The sequence below is a fragment of the Hydrogenophaga sp. genome (assembly GCF_018780075.1).
Taxonomy (GTDB): domain Bacteria; phylum Pseudomonadota; class Gammaproteobacteria; order Burkholderiales; family Burkholderiaceae_C; genus Hydrogenophaga.
The window spans coordinates 15,405-34,929 of the sequence record NZ_JADMKB010000040.1 but is presented as its reverse complement, the minus strand read 5'-3'; the positions used below and the strand labels follow the sequence as shown (position 1 = coordinate 34,929).

Sequence of the window (19,525 nt, the reverse complement as noted above, 5' to 3'; positions counted from 1 at the left end):
ACATGAATCGACTGAACGACCACACGGTGGGTGCGTTGCCCACCGCCGTGATGCGACCGGCCTATGACCGCGCGGCACTGAAAACCGGCATCGTGCACTTGGGGCTGGGTGCTTTCATGCGCGCCCATATGGCCGCCGTCACCGAAGCGGCCATCGCCGCGGGTGACCTGCGCTGGGGCATCGTCGGCGTGTCGCTGCGCCAGCCCGACACGCGCGACGCGCTGCAACCGCAGGACGGCCTGTACACGCTGGCGATCCGCGATGCCGATGCCCAGGGCCAGCCGCGCCAGCGCCTGCAGGTGATCGGCGCGGTGCGCTCCCTGCTGGTGGCGCCCGAGAACCCCGGCGCGGTGCTGGACGCCATCGCCGCCGCCGACACCCGCATCGTGAGCCTGACCGTGACGGAGAAGGGCTACTGCCACGACCCGGCCACCGGCGCGCTGCGCCTGGACCACCCGGACATCGTGCACGACCTGGCCCACGCAGAAGCGCCACGCTCCGCCATCGGCATGCTGGTGTTCGGACTGCAGCGGCGCTTCGCGCAAGGCCGCGGCCCGCTCACGCTGATGTCGCTGGACAACCTGCCGGCCAATGGCCGTGTGCTGCGCGGCGCCGTGCTGCGCTTCGCCGAAGCGGTGGACCCGGCGCTGGCCCGGCGCATCGCCGCCGAATGCCGGTTTCCCTGCTCCATGGTGGACCGCATCGTGCCCCGCACCACCGACGGCGACCGCGCCGCCGTGTCGCAGGCGCTGGGCGCCGAAGACCACTGGCCGGTGCTGGGCGAGCCCTTTTTCGACTGGGCGGTGGAGGACCACTTCGCCGCCGACCGGCCCGACTGGACGCTGGGCGGTGCGCGCTTCGTGGCCGACGCCGAACCCTTCGAACGGCTCAAGCTGCGCATGGTCAACGGCACGCACTCCAGCATCGCCTACCTCGGCGCCATTGCCGGCTGGCAGACGGTGGACCAAGCCATCGCGCAGGCCCCTCTGCGCGAGCACATCGAAGCGCTGATGCGCGATGAAATCGAACCCACCCTGGCCGACCTGCCCGGGCTGGACCTGGCCCGCTACCGCAGCGAGCTGCTGGCCCGCTACGCCAACCCCGCACTCGCCCACCGCACGCAGCAGATCGCCATGGACGGTTCGCAGAAGCTGCCCCAGCGCCTGCTCGGCACCGTGCGCGACCGGCTGGCCCAGGGCCTGCCCGTGCCGCGCATGGCGCTGGGCATTGCGGCCTGGATGCACTACCTGCGTGGCACGGACGAGCTGGGCCAGCCCTACCCCATCGACGACCCCCACGCGGCCGAACTCACGGCGCTCTACCAGCGCTCGCTGGCCCAGGGAGTGACCGTCGAGGCAGTGCACCAGATGCTGTCCTACGCCCCGGTGTTTGGCGATCTGGCGGGCAGCGCGCCGCTGGCCGCTGCGTTGCTGGGCACCCTGCAGTCGCTGCAGAAACACGGCGTTCGGGCCACGCTGGACGCCGTGAACCGCGGGGAGCTGACCCCATGACGGCGGCTCCCGACCCACTCGATGTCCTGACGCTGGGCGAAACCATGGCGCTGCTGGTGGCCCAGGAGCCCGGGCCGCTGGAGCAGGTGCAGACCTTCAGCAAACGGCTGGCAGGGGCCGACAGCAACGTGGCCATCGGCCTGGCCCGGCTGGGCTTCCGGGTGGGCTGGGTCAGCCGCCTGGGGGACGACTCGTTCGGCCGCTACGTGCGCCAGGCCATCGAGGCCGAAGGCGTGGACACCTCGCAGGTGGAGGAGGACCCGACCCGCAGCACCGGCTTCATGCTCAAGTCGCGCAGCGTGGACGGCAGCGACCCGGCCATCGAGTACCACCGCCGCAACTCCGCCGCCAGCCAGCTGGGGCTGGCCAACCTGCCGACCGCCTACGCGCTGCGCGCCCGCCACCTGCACGCCACCGGCATCACGCCCGCGCTGTCGCCCGCGGCCTGCGAGGTGGTGGCGCACGCCATGCAGAGCCTGCGCGCGGCGGGCCGCAGCGTGTCGTTCGACCCCAACCTGCGCCCCCGCCTGTGGCCCGACACGGCCACCATGCGCGACACCCTGAACGAGCTGGCCCGGCACGCCGACTGGGTGTTGCCCGGCATCGAGGAAGGCCGGCTGCTGACGGGCCAGTCCACGCCCGCCGACATCGCCGCCTGGTACATCGACCGGGGTGCCAAAGCCGTGGTGGTGAAGATGGGTGCCGAGGGCGCCTACTTCCACACCGCCAGCGGTGAACACGGCCAGGTGCCCGGCGTGCCCGTGCCCGTGGTGGTGGACACCGTGGGCGCCGGTGACGCGTTTGCCGTGGGCATCATCAGCGCCCGTCTCGAAGGGCTTACATGGCCCCAGGCCCTGAAGCGCGCCAACTGGATCGCCTCGCTCGCGCTGCAGGTCATCGGCGACATGGAAGGCCTGCCCACCCGGCGCGAGCTCAACGAACAGAACATCGACTGAACCCAAGGAACACCATGCTGACCGTTGTCTGCGAAACCCCCGGCACGCTGCTGGCCCAGGACCGCCCCATGCCCGAACGCGGCGCCGACGAGGTGCTGTTGCGTGTCAAGCGCGTGGGCGTGTGCGGCACCGACCTGCACATCTTCACCGGCAAACAGCCCTACCTGAGCTACCCGCGCGTGATGGGCCATGAGCTCTCGGGCATCGTCGAGGCCGCCCCGGACAACGGCGCCCTGCGCCCCGGCGACACGGTCTACGTCATGCCCTACCTGTCGTGCGGCACCTGCATCGCCTGCCGCGCGGGCAAGACGAATTGCTGCGTGAGCATCCAGGTGCTCGGCGTGCACCGCGACGGCGCGTTCACCGAATACCTCACCGTGCCCCAGGCCTTCGTGCACAAGGCCGAGGGCGTGTCGCTCGACCAGGCCGCCATGGTCGAGTTCCTGGCCATCGGTGCCCACGCCGTGCGCCGCTCCGCTCTGCGCGCCGGACAGCGTGTGCTCGTGGTGGGCGCCGGCCCCATCGGCATGGCCGCGATGATCTTTGCGAAGCTGCGTGGTGCCACCGTCACCGCGCTGGACGGCCGCCAGGACCGGGTCGACTTCTGCACCAGCGCCCTGGGCATCCACGCCGGTGTGCCGCTGGGCGACGGCGACGAAGCGCAGCTCGCCAAGCTCACGGACGGCGAGTTCTTCGACGTGGTGTTCGACGCCACCGGCACCCCCCAGGCCATGGAGCGCGGCTTCAGGTTCGTGGCCCACGGCGGCAGCTACGTGCTGATCTCGGTGGTGGGCGCGAACATCACCTTTTCCGACCCCGAGTTCCACAAGCGCGAGATGACGCTGCTGGGCAGCCGCAACGCGACCACCGAAGACTTCAGCACCGTGCTCGACGCCATGCGCGCCGGCCTGATCCCGTCCACCCTGAACACCCACCGCCTGGCGCTGTCGGACGTGCCCACGCAGTTCCAGACCCTGCTCGACCCGTCCGCCGGGGTGATCAAGGCCCTGGTCGAGTGCTGACCGGCGCAGCGGCCCACCGTTGCGCAGGAAGCGCACCGCGGTTCAACCCGGTGGCTAACCTTCACCCTGCCCGTCCAGCACCGTGGTGAGGATCAGCAGGCCACCCGGGTCTTCGTTGAGTTCGCTGCTGACCAGCACCTCGATCACCTGGCCATCGGACCGCCGCCAGTCGGCGTTCTGCCACCCGGTGCGCCCCGTTTCGAACAGGCCCAGGCAGTGTGCCTGCCACGAGGGCTCGTCGGCCCACAGGACCCCGGCCGACCGGCCCACGAGCTCGTCGGCAGGGTAGCCGAAGTCGCGCTCGAACGCCGGGTTGACCTCGAGCACGGTCCGCGTGCCGGCAAACTGGATCATGAGCGCGGTGGGGTTGAGCCGGAAGATGCGCTGGAACCGGCGCCGGGACCGGTCCCGCTCGTGCTCCAGCCGCAGGCGCTCTTCCATCTGGTTGAGCTGCCGCAGGTAGGCCTCGTCGGTCGCCTTGCGCGTGTGGTGCAGCAGCGCCCCGATCACCGTGATGATGACGCTGCCCATCAGCCAGAACCGCAGGTCGGGCGCGAAGCCAGCTTTCACGAGATGCCCACCGGCCTCCGCCCAGGTCAACCCGCCCAGGATGAGCACACCCGCAACGGTGGTCGCCCACAGCGCGCGCAGGCTCAGGTAGGTGCCCGCCATCACCACCGCCCCCAGCAGGGCCTGGGTCGAGGCCGAGCGCACCGAGCCGTAGCTGTGCACCGCCCAGACGGTGAACACCAAGACGCCCATGACCATCAGCGGACTCTCCCACCGGCGCGGCCGCGACTGCAGCATCAGGTACAGCAGCGCCACCCCGCCCAACGAGAGGGAGATGAACGACCGCGACTCCCCGGGTGGGGCGAGCAGGTGGTCGACCAGCGCCATGCCCAGCATCAACAGCGCGATGGCCACCATGACCCAGCGCGCACTGCGGCGGCTGCGCCGCCGCTGTTCCTTGCGGATGTCGGCGGGATCTTCCAGGGGGCGCGAATCAAGCATGGGGCCAGGGCTCCAGCGGGGCATGCAAGGTGGGCAGTCCACCGGTGGTGCTGCCGGGCACGCGCACCGCCGTGATCAGCAACCCATCGTCCGGGTCATCGTCCCGCTCGCTGCTGATCTGCAGGGCCAGCGGCCGGCCGTCGCGACACAGCGCCGTGATCGGGTGCCACCCGGTGCGCCGCGAGGCCCGGCGGGCGCGAACAAAGTGCTGGTGCTCCTCGTCCGGCAACCACAGGAACCCGTCGCGCCGGTTCAACACGTCCTTGCGCGCGTGGCCCAACGTGCGCTCGAAGGCCTTGTTCACGTCCAGGATCAAGCCCGTGCGCGACGACTGCACAAAGATCGGCGTGGGGCTGGACTGGAACAGGCGCGAGAAGCGGTCCTGCCCGAGGTCCCGGTCGAGCTGGGCTCTCAGGCGCTGCGTCGCTTCGCGAAGGTGCATGGCCTGCGCCATGTGCATCTGCGTCCGGTTCAGGTACATCATCGCGGCCACGCCCACCAGGCTCATGCTCTGTGTCATCCAGGTGCGCCAGCTCACCGCAAAACGCGGCTGGCCGGCCAGCAGGCCCGCGGCCTCGGCCCAGGTCAGCCCCCCCAGCAAGGCGATCGCGGCGGCCGTGGTGCAGACCAGGCCACGGCGGCTGAGGAAAATCCCCGACGCCACCTGCCCCATCAGGATCAGCGCGATGTTGACCGTTCGCACCGACCCGAAAAACCAGGTCGACGCCGCCGCCATGCCGAACAGGAACACCACCAGCAGCCAGGCCACGCTGTTGTAGCGGCGGACCTTCAGGAGGCCCCAGGACAGCGCGCCCATGACCGCCAGCACCAGCGTCATCATGCTGTCCGCCGTGGCGGGCACGCCCGTGAAGCGATCCACCGCGAACAGGCCCAGCCCCAGTGCCGCCGTCATCCACGACAGTCGCATGGCCATCTTTGCGCGCGCGGCCACGATGGACGGCGGCTCGGGCCACAGCGGTGCATGGGAAAGGCTTGACAGATCGATCAAGGCAGCGGTCGGTGAATGTCCATGGCGTTCCGGAAATCCTCCCGGGGTCATTCCCGAGGCGTGCAGCATAACCGCGCGGCGGACACGACTGCGTCTTGTTTCAAATGGCATGATTTGCATTCACCCCCCACCACACGAAAGGAGCCACCACCATGTTCAAGAAACTCGCCTCCGAGGCCCTGGGCCTCAGCGACATCGGATCCATCATCCAGCCCAAGGACTTCGGCAGCGTCGATGCCGACGACTACCTGTTTCACGAAGACGGCGAAAAGATCTTCTTCCTGATCAAGTCCAAGAAAGACGAGTACTGCTTCACCAACCTCGCACTGATCCACGTGGACGGCGACTCGGCCGTGTCGTCCAAACGCTCGATCAAGCGCTACGAGTACGGCACCGAGTCCGTCGACCACGTGACACTGGAAACGGCCGGCACGCTGGACATGGACATCGAGCTGAAGTTCAGCATCGGCGGTGTGGGCTTCAGCATCGATGTGCGCAAGGCCTTCATCGAACAGCTCAAGGACATCTACAAGGCGCTGATCAGCATCGGCAAACGCCAGCGCTCCGACGCCATCTGCCGCGACAACGCCATGCACGCCCTCAGCGCCACGGCCTCGATGTACAAGATCACCACCGCCAGCAGCGGCGAGGCCATCACGGCCCAGTACAACGACATCCTGAAGAACCTCAACAACGTGGTCCTGGTGGGCTACACCAAACGCGACTTCAGCGACGTCTTCACCAAGTACATCCACGCCTGAGCCGGAATCCCCCCGCAGCGCTTCGCGCTACCCCCCGGGGGGGTGGCACTGGCCGTCCGGCACCGCCAGCCCGGCGGTGCCCTGGGTTGCACCGTTTCAAGCGTCTGGGTGACGCGCCGTCGCACACGCCCAAGAAAAAAGGCCTCGGAACCGGAGTTCCGAAGCCTTTTGGCTGGTCTCAGCGCGGGGCTGAGACGTCAGGTGCGCAGGGCTCAGTAGCCGCCGCGGCCACCACCGCCACCGCCGTAGCCGCCGCGATCACCGCCACCGCCGTAACCACCGCCGCCGCCCGAACGGTCACCGCCGTAGCCGCCGGTGCGGGGAGGACGTGCTTCCATCGGACGAGCTTCGTTCACCGTGACACTGCGGCCACCCAGCGACTGACCGTTCATGCCCTTGATGGCGGCTTGTGCCTCGGCATCGCTGCCCATCTCGACAAAACCAAAGCCCTTGGAGCGACCGGTGTCGCGTTCCATCATGACCTTGGCGCTGGTGACCGAGCCGAACTCGCTGAAGGACTGTTGCAGGTCTTCGTCACGGACGGTGTACGGCAGGTTGCCGACGTAAAGTTTATTGCCCATAAGGGACTCCAAAAAAACAGAAACACAAAAGCGATGGGGTCCCGAAAGCTCAACAAACCCGAGAGTGCCGCCGTAGCGCGCGAAACTGACCGATCACCTTGAAAATGCGCAGGCACGATGGCCGGCGCGGAGTGCATTATGGCCCCCTGGGCTCCAAACGGGCTGCTTTTTTGTTTTTGGGGTGCGACGAGGCGCCCCCGCCGTGTGCGGCAATCGGTCCGCGCCGGGCCCTGGTCTACTGCGGCTCGCCGTCCGTCCGACCGAGTGCCGCCTGCTTGCGACCCACGTGATACGCCGTCATCACCTGCGCGGCGATCAGATCCAGGCTCGGTCGGGCGATGCCCTGTTTGTCGGTCCAGACCTTGGGGGTGAGCGCCCCCGAGAGCGTGAGCGCCTCGCCGTCGGCCAGGGCCAGCAGCGCCGCGCAGGGCGCCTCGTCGAACGCGATCACGTTGACGATGAACTCCTCGTCCATCTTGTTGCGCGCCAGCACGCGCGCCACGATGTAGGTGCGGCCCGCCTTGTCCACGCGGCGGGAGGCGTCGCCCATCAGGCGTCCGGCGATGAGTCCGTCGATCATGAGCGCGGCTTCTCAAACCCCGAGACCACCCAGGCCTCGGCGCTGGCCGTGTTGAGCTTGAAGTTCGGCGGCGTGGACACCAGGGCCAGCTCCTCGTCGAACTCGTTGAGCGCGCGCAACGTGGCGGTGGCGCCCTCTTCGTCCGGCACGATGGCCAGCTCCACGCGGATGCGCTGGCCGCCCACCGACACGCTCACGTTCTTGTTCAGCTCGGCAAAACGCTGTTGCTCCGAGCGTCGGATCACTTCCTTGGCCGTCTTCACCAGCGTGTTGAACGCGTTGGTGTCCAGCGGCTTGGGGTTCTTCTTGTCGCGCCCCATCGTCCAGGGGCCGACCAGCGCGGGCTCGACCTGGCCGTCCAGGAACATGGCCACCGCCCAGCCATCGTCGTCTTCGTTCTTGACCACGCGCGCGGTCCAGTGCTCGTCGCTCCACACGCGGTCTTCGTGGATCGGGTCTTGGGTGTCTTGGGTCATGGGGAGATGGTACGCGGTGAGCGCACCCGCTCCGTTCGGGCGGGTGCCCCTTGCGCCTGCGTGGGCACGCCACCCGACGGCAGGCAGCCCAGGCCCACCAGCGTGGCTTCGACCGCTTCGTCCAGCGGGGTGTGCGGTTCGTGGCCCAGCTGCTGCACCAGCCGGCGGTTGTCCAGACGCACCGGCTGTTGCCACAGGTAGCGCATGCCCAGCAATTCGCGGAAGGTGGCCACGAAGGGCGAGGCCAGGCGCACCAGCCACCAGGGAAAGGGCCGGATGGCCGGCGCTGCGCCGCCGCGGCGCACCACGGCACGCTGCACGGCTTCGGCCAGGGCGGTGCCGGTGGCGTCCCAGTGGCCGGCCATGTGGAAGGTGGCGAAGGCCGGCAGGGTCTCGCGGTGATCCAGCAACTCGGCCATGGTGCGGGCCACGTCGGGCAGGTAGGCGAACTGGTGGCCCACGCCGGCTGCGGCCGGGGTGTTCACGCTGCGCACCGCGCGCCCGGGCTTGACCATGCCCTGGCTGAACCAGTTGTTGCCCGCGCGGGGACCGAAGAAGTCGCCAGCGCGCACCACGATGACCTTCATGCGGCCCGCCTGCGTGGCCGTGGCCAGGCGCTGCTCCAGTTCCACGCGAATGCGGCCCTTGGGGGTGTGGGCGTTCTGCGGTGCGTCTTCGGCAATCAGCGGGAACGCGTCGGGCCCATGGTTGTAGACCGTGCCCGGCAGCACCACCGTGGCGCCCTGGGCTTGCGCGGCCGCAATGGTGTTGTCGATCATGGGCAGCACCCACTCGGCCCAGCGGCGGTAGCCGGGCGGGTTGACCGCGTGCACGATGACCGAACAGCCCTGCGCGGCGGCCATCACATCGGCCGCCCGCAGCGCGTCGCCCTCCACCCATTCGATGCCACCCTGCTCGCGGCGCTCCACCCCCAGCCCGCGCTTCATGGCGCGAACCTGCCAGCCCCGCGCCAGCAGCAGGCGGGCCATTTCCCCGCCGATGCCGCCGCTGGCACCGAGCACCAAGACCGTTGATGAATCCGACATGAAAAGCTCCTGAAAAAGTGGTGGTGGGGTTGTGATGGGGTTATGGTCGGCGTTTCGCGGGCAAAAAGAAATTGCCCAAGCCTTAACAGCCGCTATACGTTTTTTGATGGACAAGACCATTGGATGGGAGCTGTACCGCTCGCTGCTGGCGGTGCTGGAAGAAGGCTCGCTCTCCGGCGCGGCGCGGGCGCTGGGCCTCACGCAGCCCACGGTGGGCCGCCATGTGGCGCTGCTCGAAGCCGCGCTGGGCACCATCCTGTTCACGCGCTCGCAGGCCGGCCTGCTGCCCACCGAAGCCGCGCTCACGCTGCGCGACGGCGCGGAAGCCATGCACAACATGGCGGCCTCGCTGGAGCGCAGCGCGCGCAGCCTGGGCGAGGGCGTGCGCGGCACGGTGCGCATTTCCGCCAGCGAAGTGATGGGCGTGGAGGTGCTGCCGCCCCTGTTGGCCGCGCTGCAGGCACAGCACCCGGAACTGCGCGTCGAGCTGGTGACCAGCAACGCCCTGCAAGACCTGGTGCGCCGCGAGGTGGACATCGCCGTGCGCATGACCCCGCCCCAGCAAGACGTGCTGCTCGCCACCCGCGTGGGCGACGTGGAGCTGGGCCTGCACGCCCACCGCAGCTACCTCGAACGCCACGGCCAGCCCGCTTCGCTGGCCGACCTGGCCCACCACGTGCTGATCGGCTTCGACCGCGAAACCCCGTTCCTTCGCGGCGCTGCCGCCAAGCTGCCGGTCTGGCAGCGAGACAACTTCCATTGGCGCTGCGACAGCGACCTCGCCCAGCTGGCCCTGCTGCGCGCCGGTGCGGGCATCGGCGTGTGCCAGACCGCGCTGGCGCGCCGGGACCCGAACCTGGTGCGCGTGCTGCCCACGCGGCTGTCCATGAAGCTGACCACCTGGGTGGCCATGCACGAAGGCCTGCGCAACAGCCCGCGCTGCAAGGCAGCGTTTGATGCGCTGGTGAAGGGCTTGCGGCGGTATGTGAAGTGAGGCACCGGCCTTGCCCTACCCTCGTCCGTCTGGCACAACGAAGCACACCGCAGCCCCCCATGATCCCCGCCCCGCTGCTCTACACCTACCGGCGCTGCCCCTACGCCATGCGCGCGCGTTTGGCCCTGCTGCAGGCGGGCGTGGCGTTTGACGCGTTCGAGATCGTGCTGCGCGACAAACCCGCGGAGATGCTCGCCCTCTCACCCAAGGGCACGGTGCCCGTGCTGCGGCTGCCGGACGGCGCCGTGCTGGAGCAGAGCCTGGACATCGTGCGCTGGGCCTTCGTTGAAACCGGTGACCCCGAAGGCTGGTGGGCGTGCGCACAAAGCGCCGACAACCTGGCGCTGCTGGCGGTCTGCGACGGCGCATTCAAACACCACCTGGACCGGACCAAATACCCCGAGCGCTTCGACGGCGTGGATGCCAAGGTGCACCACCACGAGCAGGCGGTGGACGTGTTGTTGAAACCGCTGGACGCACAGCTTCAACGCACCGGCCAGCTCGGCGGCCAGACCCCCTGCGCCACCGACATCGCCATCTTCCCGTTCGTTCGACAGTTCGCGGCGGTGGAGCCAGCGTGGTTTGAGGCACTGCCCTTGCCGGCGCTCAAGGGCTGGTTGAGCGGGTGGCAGTCACACGCCCTGTTCAACACCGCCATGACCAAGCTGCCTGCCCAGCAGGCGACCGCGTTCCCCACAGCGTGAAGCGGTCGCTCAGACCCCCGGCCCGAACAGGCCGGTGCGCCACAGCACCTCGCGCTCGACACCGCTCAGACCCTGCATCTCCTCACCGGGCCGGGCCAGCACCCGGCGGTGGCCCACCGGGAGGCTGAGCGCCCGGGGGCCGTTGAAACGCAGACGCTCGGGCACCGCCGACGCGACCGCCGGCGGTGGTGCCGAACCCGCAGCGGCCCAGCGGTCGGGCATGGTCACCGGGGGTCGTTGACAACAGCTCATGATGTTTCTCCCACGGCCAGCTCCATCGCGCTCGCACCGCCGGCCACCGCCAGCCACAGCAACAGACCCGCCGCCCAGCCGGGCGCCAGCAGGGCCGCGGGCGGCACCGCCAGCCAGACCGCAAGGCAGTGCACGCAGGCCAGGCCATCGGCCAGTGGCGTGCCGGCCGCGGCCACGTGCAAGCGGGAGACGAGGTCGAACGGACCCCGCTCGCGCGCCACCAGCCGGGCCAGCCGCCACACCGCCAGCACCGAGAGCACCGCTTCAAACCACGGTGGCTCCGGGCCAAAGCCGACGTCCACGCGCGCACTCAATTGGCGTCGAACACCGCGAACACGCGGCTCGTGTCCTGGTACACGCGCGTGGCCTCGTACTCGAAGGCCGGTGTCGGCGGCACCATCACCTGGTTGGTGTCAAAGGCCCGCGACACGCTGCGGGCAAAGAACCCGTAGGTGCCCTGGGCGGCGTTGGCCGGCAGCGTGTACACCGCCTGCATCAGCCCGCCCTGGTCGCCCACCGAGGTGTGCCAGTGCTCGAAACCGAGCGGCCCGTCGCCGCCGCCCACGCCGCTGGTGCGCACCATGCCCACGTTACCGCAGACCGTTGGGTGGAAGTAGGCGTTGCGGAAGTGCTCGCTGTGCACGTCCATCGTGACCCGGAACTCCACCGCCACCGCCGTGGTGCCACGCCGCACCACCGGGCAGTTGCCGCCGATGGGCAGCCAGTCGGAATCGCCGGCCTTGCGCCACGCGATGTCGAACACGAACCCTGGCGCGTGGTTGTCCACCGCCATCAACACCGGCGCCGCGCTCGACAGCACAGTGCCGGGCAGCGTGCCCACCTGCAGCACCAGCTCGTAGGTGCCGTCGGGGTAGGCGCCACCGGTGGGCCAGTCAAGCAACAGCTGCTCGCTGGGCAGCCAGCTGTTGGGCCCGGCGGGCAGGTTGATCGGGTACCAGCCGTTGGCGTCGCTGGTGGGTGCGTGCCACTCGCCCACGCCGGCGCCGTTGAGCCGGTACAGCCACCAGCTCACGCCCACAAAGGGCGTCTGCGGGCCGAAGGCCGCGCTGCCCGGCGCGCGGTGGCGGTACAGCACGCGGTAGTGCGTGGCCCCCGCGTGCGTGCGGTGGCAGCCGAGCAGCGACAGCTTGCCGTAGGCCGGGGAACGCGCGGCCGGGTTGGGCAAGGCATCGACGCTGGTGCCCGAGGGATGCGGGCGGTTGGTGCGCAGGTTGTAGCCCGTGGCACCGTCAAAGGTGGTCGGGTCGCCGGTGAGCGGCAAGCGCCCGGCCATGACGATGGCCGGCGCGTTGCCGCAAGGGATCTGTTCGTCGGGAAAACAGTCGGGCGCCACGCGCGCGCTCGGGTCCGCCTCCAGCGTCACGAAGGGCAGGTTCCCGGCGTTCCAGCGCACGTCGAAATGGCTCTCGCCGTAGATCACCTCTTCCACACCGTCGCCGTTCACATCCTGCAGCACACGGAAGGTGATGTCGGGCACGTCGATGATGGGCACCCACTCCGGCATGTGCACGTTCACGCAGCGGCGCATCGGGCCGATCCAGCGCCGCGGGTCAAAATCCTCGAACGCTTTTGGGTCCAGCTTCAGCTGCGCGGCCACGCTGTCCAGCGCCACGCGCGACAGCGCGCCCTTCTTGCCACCGGTGTCGGCCAGGAAATCGGCCGGCAGCGGCGGCGCCATGCGCAACGCGGCCGGCGCGTCCAGCGCCTGGTCGATCGCCGAGGTGTCGTCGCCAAAGGCGCTGCCCGGCAGGGTTTCGAAGCGGGCCAGGGCCTCGGCCGCGCGCGAGTCGCTCATCAGCGCGCTGCGACGCAGCGCCGCAAAGTCGGGCGCCGGGTCCGGCCCGGGGATGGGCCCGCGCGGGCCGCGCTCGGTCAGCACCGGCATGCGCTCGCGCAGGTCGTCCAGCAGCTCGCGCCAGTTCGGGCGCTCGAAGAGCACCGGAAAACACAGCCGCAGCGTGCGCCAGCGCAGCACCCAGTCGATGTCGAAGCGCGGAATCCAGACGCAGAAGTTGCCGCACGCGTCCGTCTTCACGGTGGCGATCACCTCGCGCCGGCAATGGAACGGAAACAGCCAGCTCCACTGCGAACCGATGGGGTGGTAGGCGAACAGCGAGCAGTCGGTGTCTTCCACCTGCACGGTGGCCAGCGGCACCGGCATCACGCGGCCCGTGGTCGCGTCGGTGCGCACCACCTTGCCGCACACCCGCTGCATGAACAGCCAGCGCGGGTCCAGCACATGGCCCAGCTTGGCCTTCAGCTCGGCCATCGGCTGACCGGCCAGGCGTTTGACCGGTGTGCCGCTCAGTGCCGCCAGGCGCGCGGCGCCGAGCTTGCCGATGACCGCTGCTTCCGCGGCCTCAAAGTCGGCGGACAGGCGCTCCGCGGCGGCGGAGGCGTGATCGGGCGAAGGGGTGGTGGGGGCATTGCTGCCGGCACCTGGGTTGGGTGACTTGGCCATGGCGACTCCTCGGTGATGGGGGGTGGATGATCGATTCGCATGGGTCCAGAAGCGCCATGCGAAACGACCGTTTCCAGTGTGCGAGCCGCCGGCGCGGGCGGCATCCCCAAGATGGGAGAACGCCATCCCCTGTTTGGGAGAGCGATTGGGCTTTGGGATGGGGGGATTTACAACCAGATACACCGTCCGCCGGCCATTCCAGCGTCACCCCGGCCTGCGCAGGGTGGATGAGCGCGCGGCGCCTTGGCCGAGCGCGTCGCCGTCGATGCCGCGGGTGGTGATGACTTCCTGGGTCAGCCTCGCAGCGAGCGCAGCGGCGTCTCACCGACACGGTGCCCGGTCGGCCAGACGCTCTCGGGAACCCCTGCCTGCGGGTTGGCCCCGCGAAAATCAAGCCGTGCGTCGGTGCCGAACGAGGTGTTAGTCGCGATCGGGGTCTGGCTCAGGGCGGCCTGATCACGGCGGCGCCACGCGCGGGCCGACGAGGCCAAAGACAGCGCCTTGCGGGTCGCGCGCATGGAGGCTGTATTCGCCGCCGGGGATGGGGTGCGGGCCATCGAGCACCTGGCCGCCGCCCGCCGTGATCTTTGCCATCGCCGCATCGATGTCCGCGACCCCGATGTAGTAGATCCAACATGGCGCATGGTCCACCTGGCTGCGCATCAGCGCGCCGATGCGGACCCCGTTGGCGGCAAGCAAGTGGTAGTCGCCCATCGCGCCCATCGGCATTGCCCCGACCACTTCCCAGCCGAAGCGCGCCTTGTAGAAGCCGAGCGCCGCCGCATCGTCCTTCGCGGCGATTTGATTCCAGCGCACATGGCGCGCATCGGCGACGCGAAACGCGGTGCTGCTCGCCTCGCTGGCGCCGCGCATCACGTACAGCGGCACGCCGTCCGGATCGGCAAGCATCGCGATCCGCCCGACATTCGGGATGTCCATCGCGGGCATCTGCACGCTGCCGCCCGCGGCCGTCCAGTCGGCGACCGCGGCGTCGACGTCGGGCACCCCGACATAGCCGAGCCAGACCGGCTTCGCACCGGGCATCTGTTCGGTGATCTGCATCAGGCCGCCCGCCTGGCCGTCACCCGCGTCAAGGATGCGGTAGTCCATGCCCGGGTGGCCGCTGTCGCTCACCTTCCAGCCGACGACATCGCCATAAAAACGCTGCGCGGCGTCGGCGTCGGTGGTCAGCAACTCGTACCAGATGAAATCGCCTTTGGGGTTGCTCATGTCATTGCTCCAGTGTCACGACGCGGGTGAACCCGCCAAAAATCATGCGCTTGCCGTCGAACGGCCAGTCCATGCCCTCGGGTGGCTTCATGCGGTCGTCCTTCATCATCTGGTCGTGCGCGGCGTCGCAGACGTCGCGCGACGGCCATTCCATGAAGGCGAACACGATGTTCTCGCCCGGCTCGGCCTTCACGGCGCGGCGAAAGTCGGTGAGCCGGCCATCGGGCACGTCGTCGCCCCAGGCTTCCACCACGCGCAGCGCACCGTAGTCCTTGAACATCACCCACGCGTCTTCGGCCAGCTGGCGGTAGTCCTCGCGCCGGCCCACCGGCACCGGGATGACGAAGCCCTGCACGTAGCTGTCGGCGGCCGCGCCTCCTTGCTCAACGATCGGCTCGAAGCCTCCATAGATCATCCGTTTTCCGTCGAAGGGCATCGGGTTCTTCGCCGGGTCGCAGCGCTCGTCGGTCTTGCCCAGTTCGTCCATCCGGCCCATCACGTCGTCGCGCGTGGCCTTGTCGGGCCACTCGATCCACGAGAACGCCACCGTCTCGTCGTCCTGCGCCGCCACCGCACCCTGGAAGTCGGTGGTCTTGCCTTTGGGCACATCGGCCCCCCAGCACTCGACCACCCGCGTCGCGCCGTGATCGATGAAGGCGCTGTCAACCGTGTTGGCGTGGGCAATGAACTGCTGCTGGTTCCCGGTCGGGACCGCGATCACGAAGCCGTCGATGTAAGACATGTGGGTTCTCCTGCGTGTTGCACGGCGGGGCCTGGGTGGTGGCGATGCCAATCTGCTGCATCGTTGTCACCGCGTCGAACGCGCGCTTGGCCGCCGGCCGGTCGGGGTTGGAGAGCGCAGCGATGGGCGCGCGGGGTGATTTGCCACGATACACCCGCACTTGTCCTGGCACCAGTCACATGGGGTTTGCTCGCCGCCATGGCCGGCGATCGCATTCGGGCAAGAACGACGCAGAGGCTGATCGCGCTTCGACGATCTTCACTTCTTCTGTCGAGCCGCCTTCACTGCCTTGCCCTTGCCCACCGGCGCCTTGAGCTGCCCCTGCGCCTGTTCGAGCCACAGCAGCGTCTCGGTGTGCGAGAGGAAGCGCCGCAGGTAGTGCGGCGAGAGCTCGCGCATGAGGCCGAGGGTGCGCAGAACGAGCATGTGGGAGTTGAGCGGGCCGGCGTTTTCGGGGGCTCGGTGCGTGGCTTTCACCACGGTCTCTTCGGCGCCCAGGCGCTCCCAGGTTTCGCGGAAACGCTGGGCGCTGCGCAGTTCGGGCCACTTGCCTGCGTTGGATTTGAGGCCGCCCGCTGCGGCCTGGCTGGCCTGGGTGATGTGGGCGTTGAGGGCTGCGAGGGGGGATGGTTTGGGGGCCGTTGAGGCGGCCTCACGCGGGCCCCCACCCCTGCGCTCCCCGAGGTGGGGAGGGTGAGGAATCACAGCCGGGCCGGTGGGCGGCGTGTTCATGGCTTGGCGGTGGCGGCAGCGGCGGGCTGTGCGGGCGCCGCCGTGCTGGCCGTGGGCGCGGCGCGGGGCACGGGGGCCATTTCCACGCGGCGGTTGAGGGCGCGGCCTTGTTCGTCGGCGTTGCTGGCCACGGGCTGCTCGGCGCCGAAGGCGGCGCTGAACACGCGCTGGCGCGGCATGCCTTCCTTGACGAGCGTGCGTGTGACGGTGAGCGCGCGCTGGGCCGAGAGTTCCAAGTTGTCTTCAAAGCGCTGATGAGGGCCTTTGACGACGGTCTTGTCGTCGGTGAAGCCGCTCACCATGAGCATCTCGTCGCGCTCGCCCAGGTACACCTCCAGCGGCGGCACCAGGCTCTTGAGCAGTTGCTGGCCTTCGGGGCGCAGCTGGTCGGAGTTGAAGTCGAACAGCACGCTGCCGCTGATGCCGATGCGGCCGTTGTTGAGCGTGACGCGGCCGCTCTGCAGCGGAATGGCGAGCGCCTTTTCCAGGGCCATGCGGCGGGCCTCTTCCTGCTGGCGTTTGGTGATCTCGGACTGCAGGCTGGCCACCAGGTCCATCTGCACCAGCAGCACGCCGATGAGGATGAGCACGAACGCACCGACCACGCCGGACATGAGGTCGCCGAACACGGCCCAGACCGGCGCGGTCTCGCCGAGGCCGTCGTCGATGGCGGTGTCGTCCACGTTTCCGCTCATCAAGCGGCTCCCTGCGCAGCGGGCGCGGCGGCTTTGGCGGCGGCGGGCTTGGCGGTGCGCAGCAGGCGCATGTCTTCCACGATGCCTTGCTGCGCACTGATGCTGAGGTCGATCACCTCGCGCGCCTGCGCCACGTAGTAGGCGAGCTGTTCGTCGCTGCGCGCCATGTGCTGGCCGATGGCGCCTTCCACGCGCTGCAGGCCGTCCACCAGCTTCTCGTTGGTGCTGCTGAACAGCAGCACGCCCTGCTGGAAGGCCTCGCCCAGCGCGGCGAGTTCGGCGGTGCTGGTGGCAAGTTGTGCGGTCTGCTCGTCGGCCCGGCCGGCCTGCGCGCCCAGGGTCTGCGCGAACTGCGCGCCGGTCTGGTTGAGCACGGTGGTGGCGGACGCGACCAGCGATTCGATGGCGGCGCGCTGCTCGCCGGTGGTCTGCTGCACGTTCTGCAGCAGGCTGCTGATGTGGGCCACCAGCTCGGTGCGCTCTTGCAACGCGAGGTTGTCGCGCTCGGTGAGGCGGCTCATTTCGCCGCGCAGCTGGGCAATGACTTCGGCCGCGGCCCGGGGCGCTTCGGACGCGGTGTCGAGCAGGCGCGACATGGGCGCTTCGAGCGAGGTGCCGAGCGTGGCCAGGTGTTCGGTGACGGCGGCCTGCAGCTCGCCCAGGCGCTGCACCGCGGCCTGGCCGCGCGCGGCCTCGTCGTTGCGCAGGGTTTGCAGGTGGCTGGCTTCTTCGCTGCGCAGCGCTTGCAGCTGGGTGGTGATGTCGTGGTTCAGCGAGGCAAGCTGCTCGGCGGCGGCCTGCTGGCGGCTGGCTTCTTCGGCCCGCAGGGTTTGCAGCTGGGTGGCCAACTCGGCTTGCAGGCTGGCGAGTCGGTCCACGGAGGCCTGGCCGCGGGCGGCCTCTTCGCTGCGCAAGGCTTGCAGGTGCGTGGCTTCTTCGCCGCGCAGTGCCTGCAACTGGCTGCTGATGTCGCGGTGCATCGCGGCGGCCTGTTCGACGGTGGCTTGCTGGCGGCTGGTTTCTTCGGCGCGCAGGGTCTGCAGCTGCGTGGCCAGCTCGGTTTGCAGGCTGGCGAACCGCTCGGCGGCGGCCTGGCCGCGGGCGGCCTCGTCGCTGCGCAGGGTCTGCAGGTGCGTGCTTTCTTCTGCGCGCAAGGCGCTGAGTTCGCTGCGCCAGAGCGCGGCCAGTTGGTCCATGCGCTGGCCGTGTTGTTGCGTCCACAACGCTTCGGATTCGGTGCGCGCCAACACCAACGCTTCGCTCTGCGCCAGCAGGCGGGCCACGCTGTCCATGCTGCGCGTGGCCTGCTCGCTGGCGCTGTGCTGGATGGCGCTGGCGGTGTGCTCCAGCGTCTGGCACACGGCCTGCTGCTGCGCGAGGTGGTGGGCGCCCACCTGCTGCCACTCGGCCTGCAGGCTGCTGGCCATGCCTTGCAGCGCGGTGGTCCACGCGGCCTGCTTCTGCGCTTCGGCCTGGGCCTGCTCGCTGTGCTGCTGCGCCGTGGCCTGTTGCACGTTGGACAGCAGCTGGGCGGCGCGGGCTTCGAAGCTGGTGTTGAACCGGTCGAGCGCCTGGCCCAGGCCGCTGACCAGTTGCTCGCTGGTGCGGGCGTGGTGCTGCAGCGCGGACTGCCAGCCTTCGGCCACGCTGCCGGTGGTGGTGGCGAACTGGGTGGACAGGCCGGTCAGTTGCGTCTGCACCGCCGCGCTCACGCGCTCGTGCAGGCGGGTGGACTCTTGCGCGATGGCGGCCATGGCGTTTTCCACCACGGGCTTGATGCTGTCGCTGGCCACGCGGGCGCTGGACGACAAGCTCTCGTTCAGCGCCTGCGCCACCGAATGACCGAGGTCGGTGTACGAGGCGGCGGCTTCGCGATGGAACTGGTCCTGCCGCGCGGTGAGCTGTTCGTCCAATTGCTGGTGGCGGCGCTCCACCTGCTCCATGAGCGCCTGCAGCTGGGTGACGACCTGGGGCAGCGCGTCGGCCTGGCGTTGCAAGGCGGCGAAGGTCTGGTCGCGGTGCTCTGCGGCAATGAAGGCGGCCGTGAAGGGGCGCAGCGCGCCGGCGGTGTGTTGCTCCAGCGCGCGGGCCACGTCCATGCGCTCGCGGCGGGCGATGGCCGACATGAGGCCCAGCATGGCCGAGCTGGCCACACCGGCCACCGAGGTGCCAAAGGAAATGCCGAGGCCCTTGATGGGCGCGGCCAGCGCGCCGCGGATGGCGCCCAGATCGGCCGAGCCTTCGAGCGCGAACACCGCGCCCTTGAAAGTGACCACCATGCCGAGGAAGGTGCCGAGCATGCCCAGCATCACCAGCAGGCCGATCAGGTAGGGCGTGAGCGCCAGGCCGGGCAGCGCGCCGCGCCCGCTCTCGACGCGCTGGCGCACGGCGTTCTGCAGCGGCACGGGCACGCGGGCGAGCCAGTCGGCCAGGCTGCCGAGGGGTTGCGGGATGTGGGTGAGCGCCTGGGCCAGGCCGGTGCTGGCGCTGCGGAAGCGGCGGATTTCTTGCGCGCCCAGCAGGTAGGCGGCAGCGATGGCCACCGTCATACCCAGGGCGAGCCAGCTGCCGCTGCCGACGAAGCCCACGCCGACCCAGGCGATGGCGAACAGGCCGAGCAGGAAGGCGCCGATGAGCAGGGCGCGGCTGGAGAAGGAGGAGGAAGGCATGGCTTGTGTGTTCAAAGGCTCAGATTCGATGGGCGTTGGCCGTTCGCATCAGGGGTGAGGGGGTCACGCGGT

At 69.4% G+C, this 19,525-nt stretch carries 20 protein-coding genes and 1 pseudogene; 6 read left to right on the top strand and 15 right to left on the bottom strand.

Annotation, left to right across the window (positions count from 1 at the left end; translation table 11 throughout):
- The first annotated feature begins 2 nt into the window (after positions 1-2).
- The 3 genes from IV088_RS09655 to IV088_RS09645 are packed head-to-tail and all read left to right on the top strand — an operon-like array spanning position 3 to position 3,489.
- Positions 3-1,511, top strand: coding sequence for a mannitol dehydrogenase family protein (locus IV088_RS09655; protein WP_291101123.1), 1,509 nt, complete (start codon positions 3-5; stop codon positions 1,509-1,511).
- Positions 1,508-2,467 (top strand): sugar kinase, encoded by a 960-nt coding sequence (locus IV088_RS09650; protein WP_291101121.1) that lies wholly within the window; start codon positions 1,508-1,510, stop codon positions 2,465-2,467. Before IV088_RS09655 ends, IV088_RS09650 begins: the two co-directional genes overlap by 4 nt.
- Before the next feature lie 14 nt (positions 2,468-2,481).
- Complete coding sequence (locus IV088_RS09645; RefSeq protein ID WP_291101118.1) at positions 2,482-3,489, top strand: zinc-binding alcohol dehydrogenase family protein; 1,008 nt, start codon at positions 2,482-2,484, stop codon at positions 3,487-3,489.
- A gap of 54 nt (positions 3,490-3,543) precedes the next feature.
- Here the strand turns inward: IV088_RS09645 and IV088_RS09640 are convergent, their stop codons facing one another.
- Entirely contained in the window at positions 3,544-4,500 is a 957-nt protein-coding gene (locus IV088_RS09640) for a PAS domain S-box protein (RefSeq protein ID WP_291101116.1), read from the bottom strand.
- Positions 4,493-5,509 carry a PAS domain S-box protein gene (locus tag IV088_RS09635; protein WP_291101113.1) on the bottom strand — a complete coding sequence of 339 codons (1,017 nt, stop codon included), beginning with the start codon at positions 5,507-5,509 and terminating at the stop codon, positions 4,493-4,495. The genes IV088_RS09640 and IV088_RS09635 overlap by 8 nt, the downstream gene beginning before the upstream one ends.
- A gap of 152 nt (positions 5,510-5,661) precedes the next feature.
- Here IV088_RS09635 and IV088_RS09630 point away from each other — a divergent pair, with 152 nt between their 5' ends.
- Complete coding sequence (locus tag IV088_RS09630) at positions 5,662-6,270, top strand: PH domain-containing protein (protein ID WP_291101111.1); 609 nt, start codon at positions 5,662-5,664, stop codon at positions 6,268-6,270.
- Positions 6,271-6,482: 212 nt separating this feature from the next.
- Here IV088_RS09630 and IV088_RS09625 read toward each other — a convergent pair whose 3' ends face one another.
- The 4 genes from IV088_RS09625 to IV088_RS09610 form a co-directional block, all read right to left on the bottom strand.
- Positions 6,483-6,851: an RNA-binding protein gene (locus tag IV088_RS09625; protein ID WP_291101108.1), complete on the bottom strand. Its 369-nt coding sequence runs from the start codon at positions 6,849-6,851 to the stop codon at positions 6,483-6,485.
- A gap of 235 nt (positions 6,852-7,086) precedes the next feature.
- Positions 7,087-7,431, bottom strand: a complete 345-nt coding sequence (locus IV088_RS09620; RefSeq protein ID WP_291101105.1) for a single-stranded DNA-binding protein — start codon at positions 7,429-7,431, stop codon at positions 7,087-7,089.
- Complete coding sequence (locus tag IV088_RS09615) at positions 7,428-7,907, bottom strand: hypothetical protein (RefSeq protein ID WP_291101102.1); 480 nt, start codon at positions 7,905-7,907, stop codon at positions 7,428-7,430. Before IV088_RS09615 ends, IV088_RS09620 begins: the two co-directional genes overlap by 4 nt.
- Complete coding sequence (locus IV088_RS09610; protein ID WP_291101100.1) at positions 7,904-8,953, bottom strand: NAD-dependent epimerase/dehydratase family protein; 1,050 nt, start codon at positions 8,951-8,953, stop codon at positions 7,904-7,906. The genes IV088_RS09615 and IV088_RS09610 overlap by 4 nt, the downstream gene beginning before the upstream one ends.
- 106 nt (positions 8,954-9,059) lie before the next feature.
- On the opposite strand from IV088_RS09610, the gene IV088_RS09605 reads away from it, so the two are divergent.
- Positions 9,060-9,947, top strand: coding sequence for a LysR family transcriptional regulator (locus IV088_RS09605; protein ID WP_291101097.1), 888 nt, complete (start codon positions 9,060-9,062; stop codon positions 9,945-9,947).
- Positions 9,948-10,006: 59 nt separating this feature from the next.
- Positions 10,007-10,651: a glutathione S-transferase gene (locus tag IV088_RS09600; protein ID WP_291101095.1), complete on the top strand. Its 645-nt coding sequence runs from the start codon at positions 10,007-10,009 to the stop codon at positions 10,649-10,651.
- Between the two features lie 9 nt (positions 10,652-10,660).
- Here IV088_RS09600 and IV088_RS09595 read toward each other — a convergent pair whose 3' ends face one another.
- From IV088_RS09595 to IV088_RS09550, 9 genes and pseudogenes are all read right to left on the bottom strand, one after another.
- Positions 10,661-10,873 carry a hypothetical protein gene (locus tag IV088_RS09595; RefSeq protein WP_291101092.1) on the bottom strand — a complete coding sequence of 71 codons (213 nt, stop codon included), beginning with the start codon at positions 10,871-10,873 and terminating at the stop codon, positions 10,661-10,663.
- Positions 10,874-10,899: 26 nt separating this feature from the next.
- Positions 10,900-11,205: a hypothetical protein gene (locus tag IV088_RS09590; RefSeq protein WP_291101089.1), complete on the bottom strand. Its 306-nt coding sequence runs from the start codon at positions 11,203-11,205 to the stop codon at positions 10,900-10,902.
- 8 nt (positions 11,206-11,213) lie between these two features.
- Complete coding sequence (locus tag IV088_RS09585; protein WP_291101086.1) at positions 11,214-13,385, bottom strand: hypothetical protein; 2,172 nt, start codon at positions 13,383-13,385, stop codon at positions 11,214-11,216.
- Positions 13,386-13,841: 456 nt separating this feature from the next.
- Positions 13,842-14,615, bottom strand: coding sequence for a VOC family protein (locus tag IV088_RS09580; protein WP_291101083.1), 774 nt, complete (start codon positions 14,613-14,615; stop codon positions 13,842-13,844).
- 1 nt (position 14,616) lies between these two features.
- A complete protein-coding gene (locus IV088_RS09575; protein ID WP_291101164.1) occupies positions 14,617-14,970 on the bottom strand; it encodes a DUF1428 domain-containing protein in 354 nt (117 codons plus the stop codon).
- Positions 14,971-14,997: 27 nt separating this feature from the next.
- Positions 14,998-15,357: pseudogene (locus IV088_RS09570) on the bottom strand (DUF1428 domain-containing protein); the annotation flags it as partial.
- 258 nt (positions 15,358-15,615) lie between these two features.
- Positions 15,616-16,089 carry a DUF2894 domain-containing protein gene (locus tag IV088_RS09560; protein WP_291101080.1) on the bottom strand — a complete coding sequence of 158 codons (474 nt, stop codon included), beginning with the start codon at positions 16,087-16,089 and terminating at the stop codon, positions 15,616-15,618.
- Complete coding sequence (locus IV088_RS09555; RefSeq protein ID WP_291101078.1) at positions 16,086-16,784, bottom strand: OmpA family protein; 699 nt, start codon at positions 16,782-16,784, stop codon at positions 16,086-16,088. The genes IV088_RS09560 and IV088_RS09555 overlap by 4 nt, the downstream gene beginning before the upstream one ends.
- Positions 16,784-19,453, bottom strand: coding sequence for a DUF802 domain-containing protein (locus IV088_RS09550; RefSeq protein WP_291101075.1), 2,670 nt, complete (start codon positions 19,451-19,453; stop codon positions 16,784-16,786). Before IV088_RS09550 ends, IV088_RS09555 begins: the two co-directional genes overlap by 1 nt.
- Positions 19,454-19,525 lie beyond the last annotated feature (72 nt).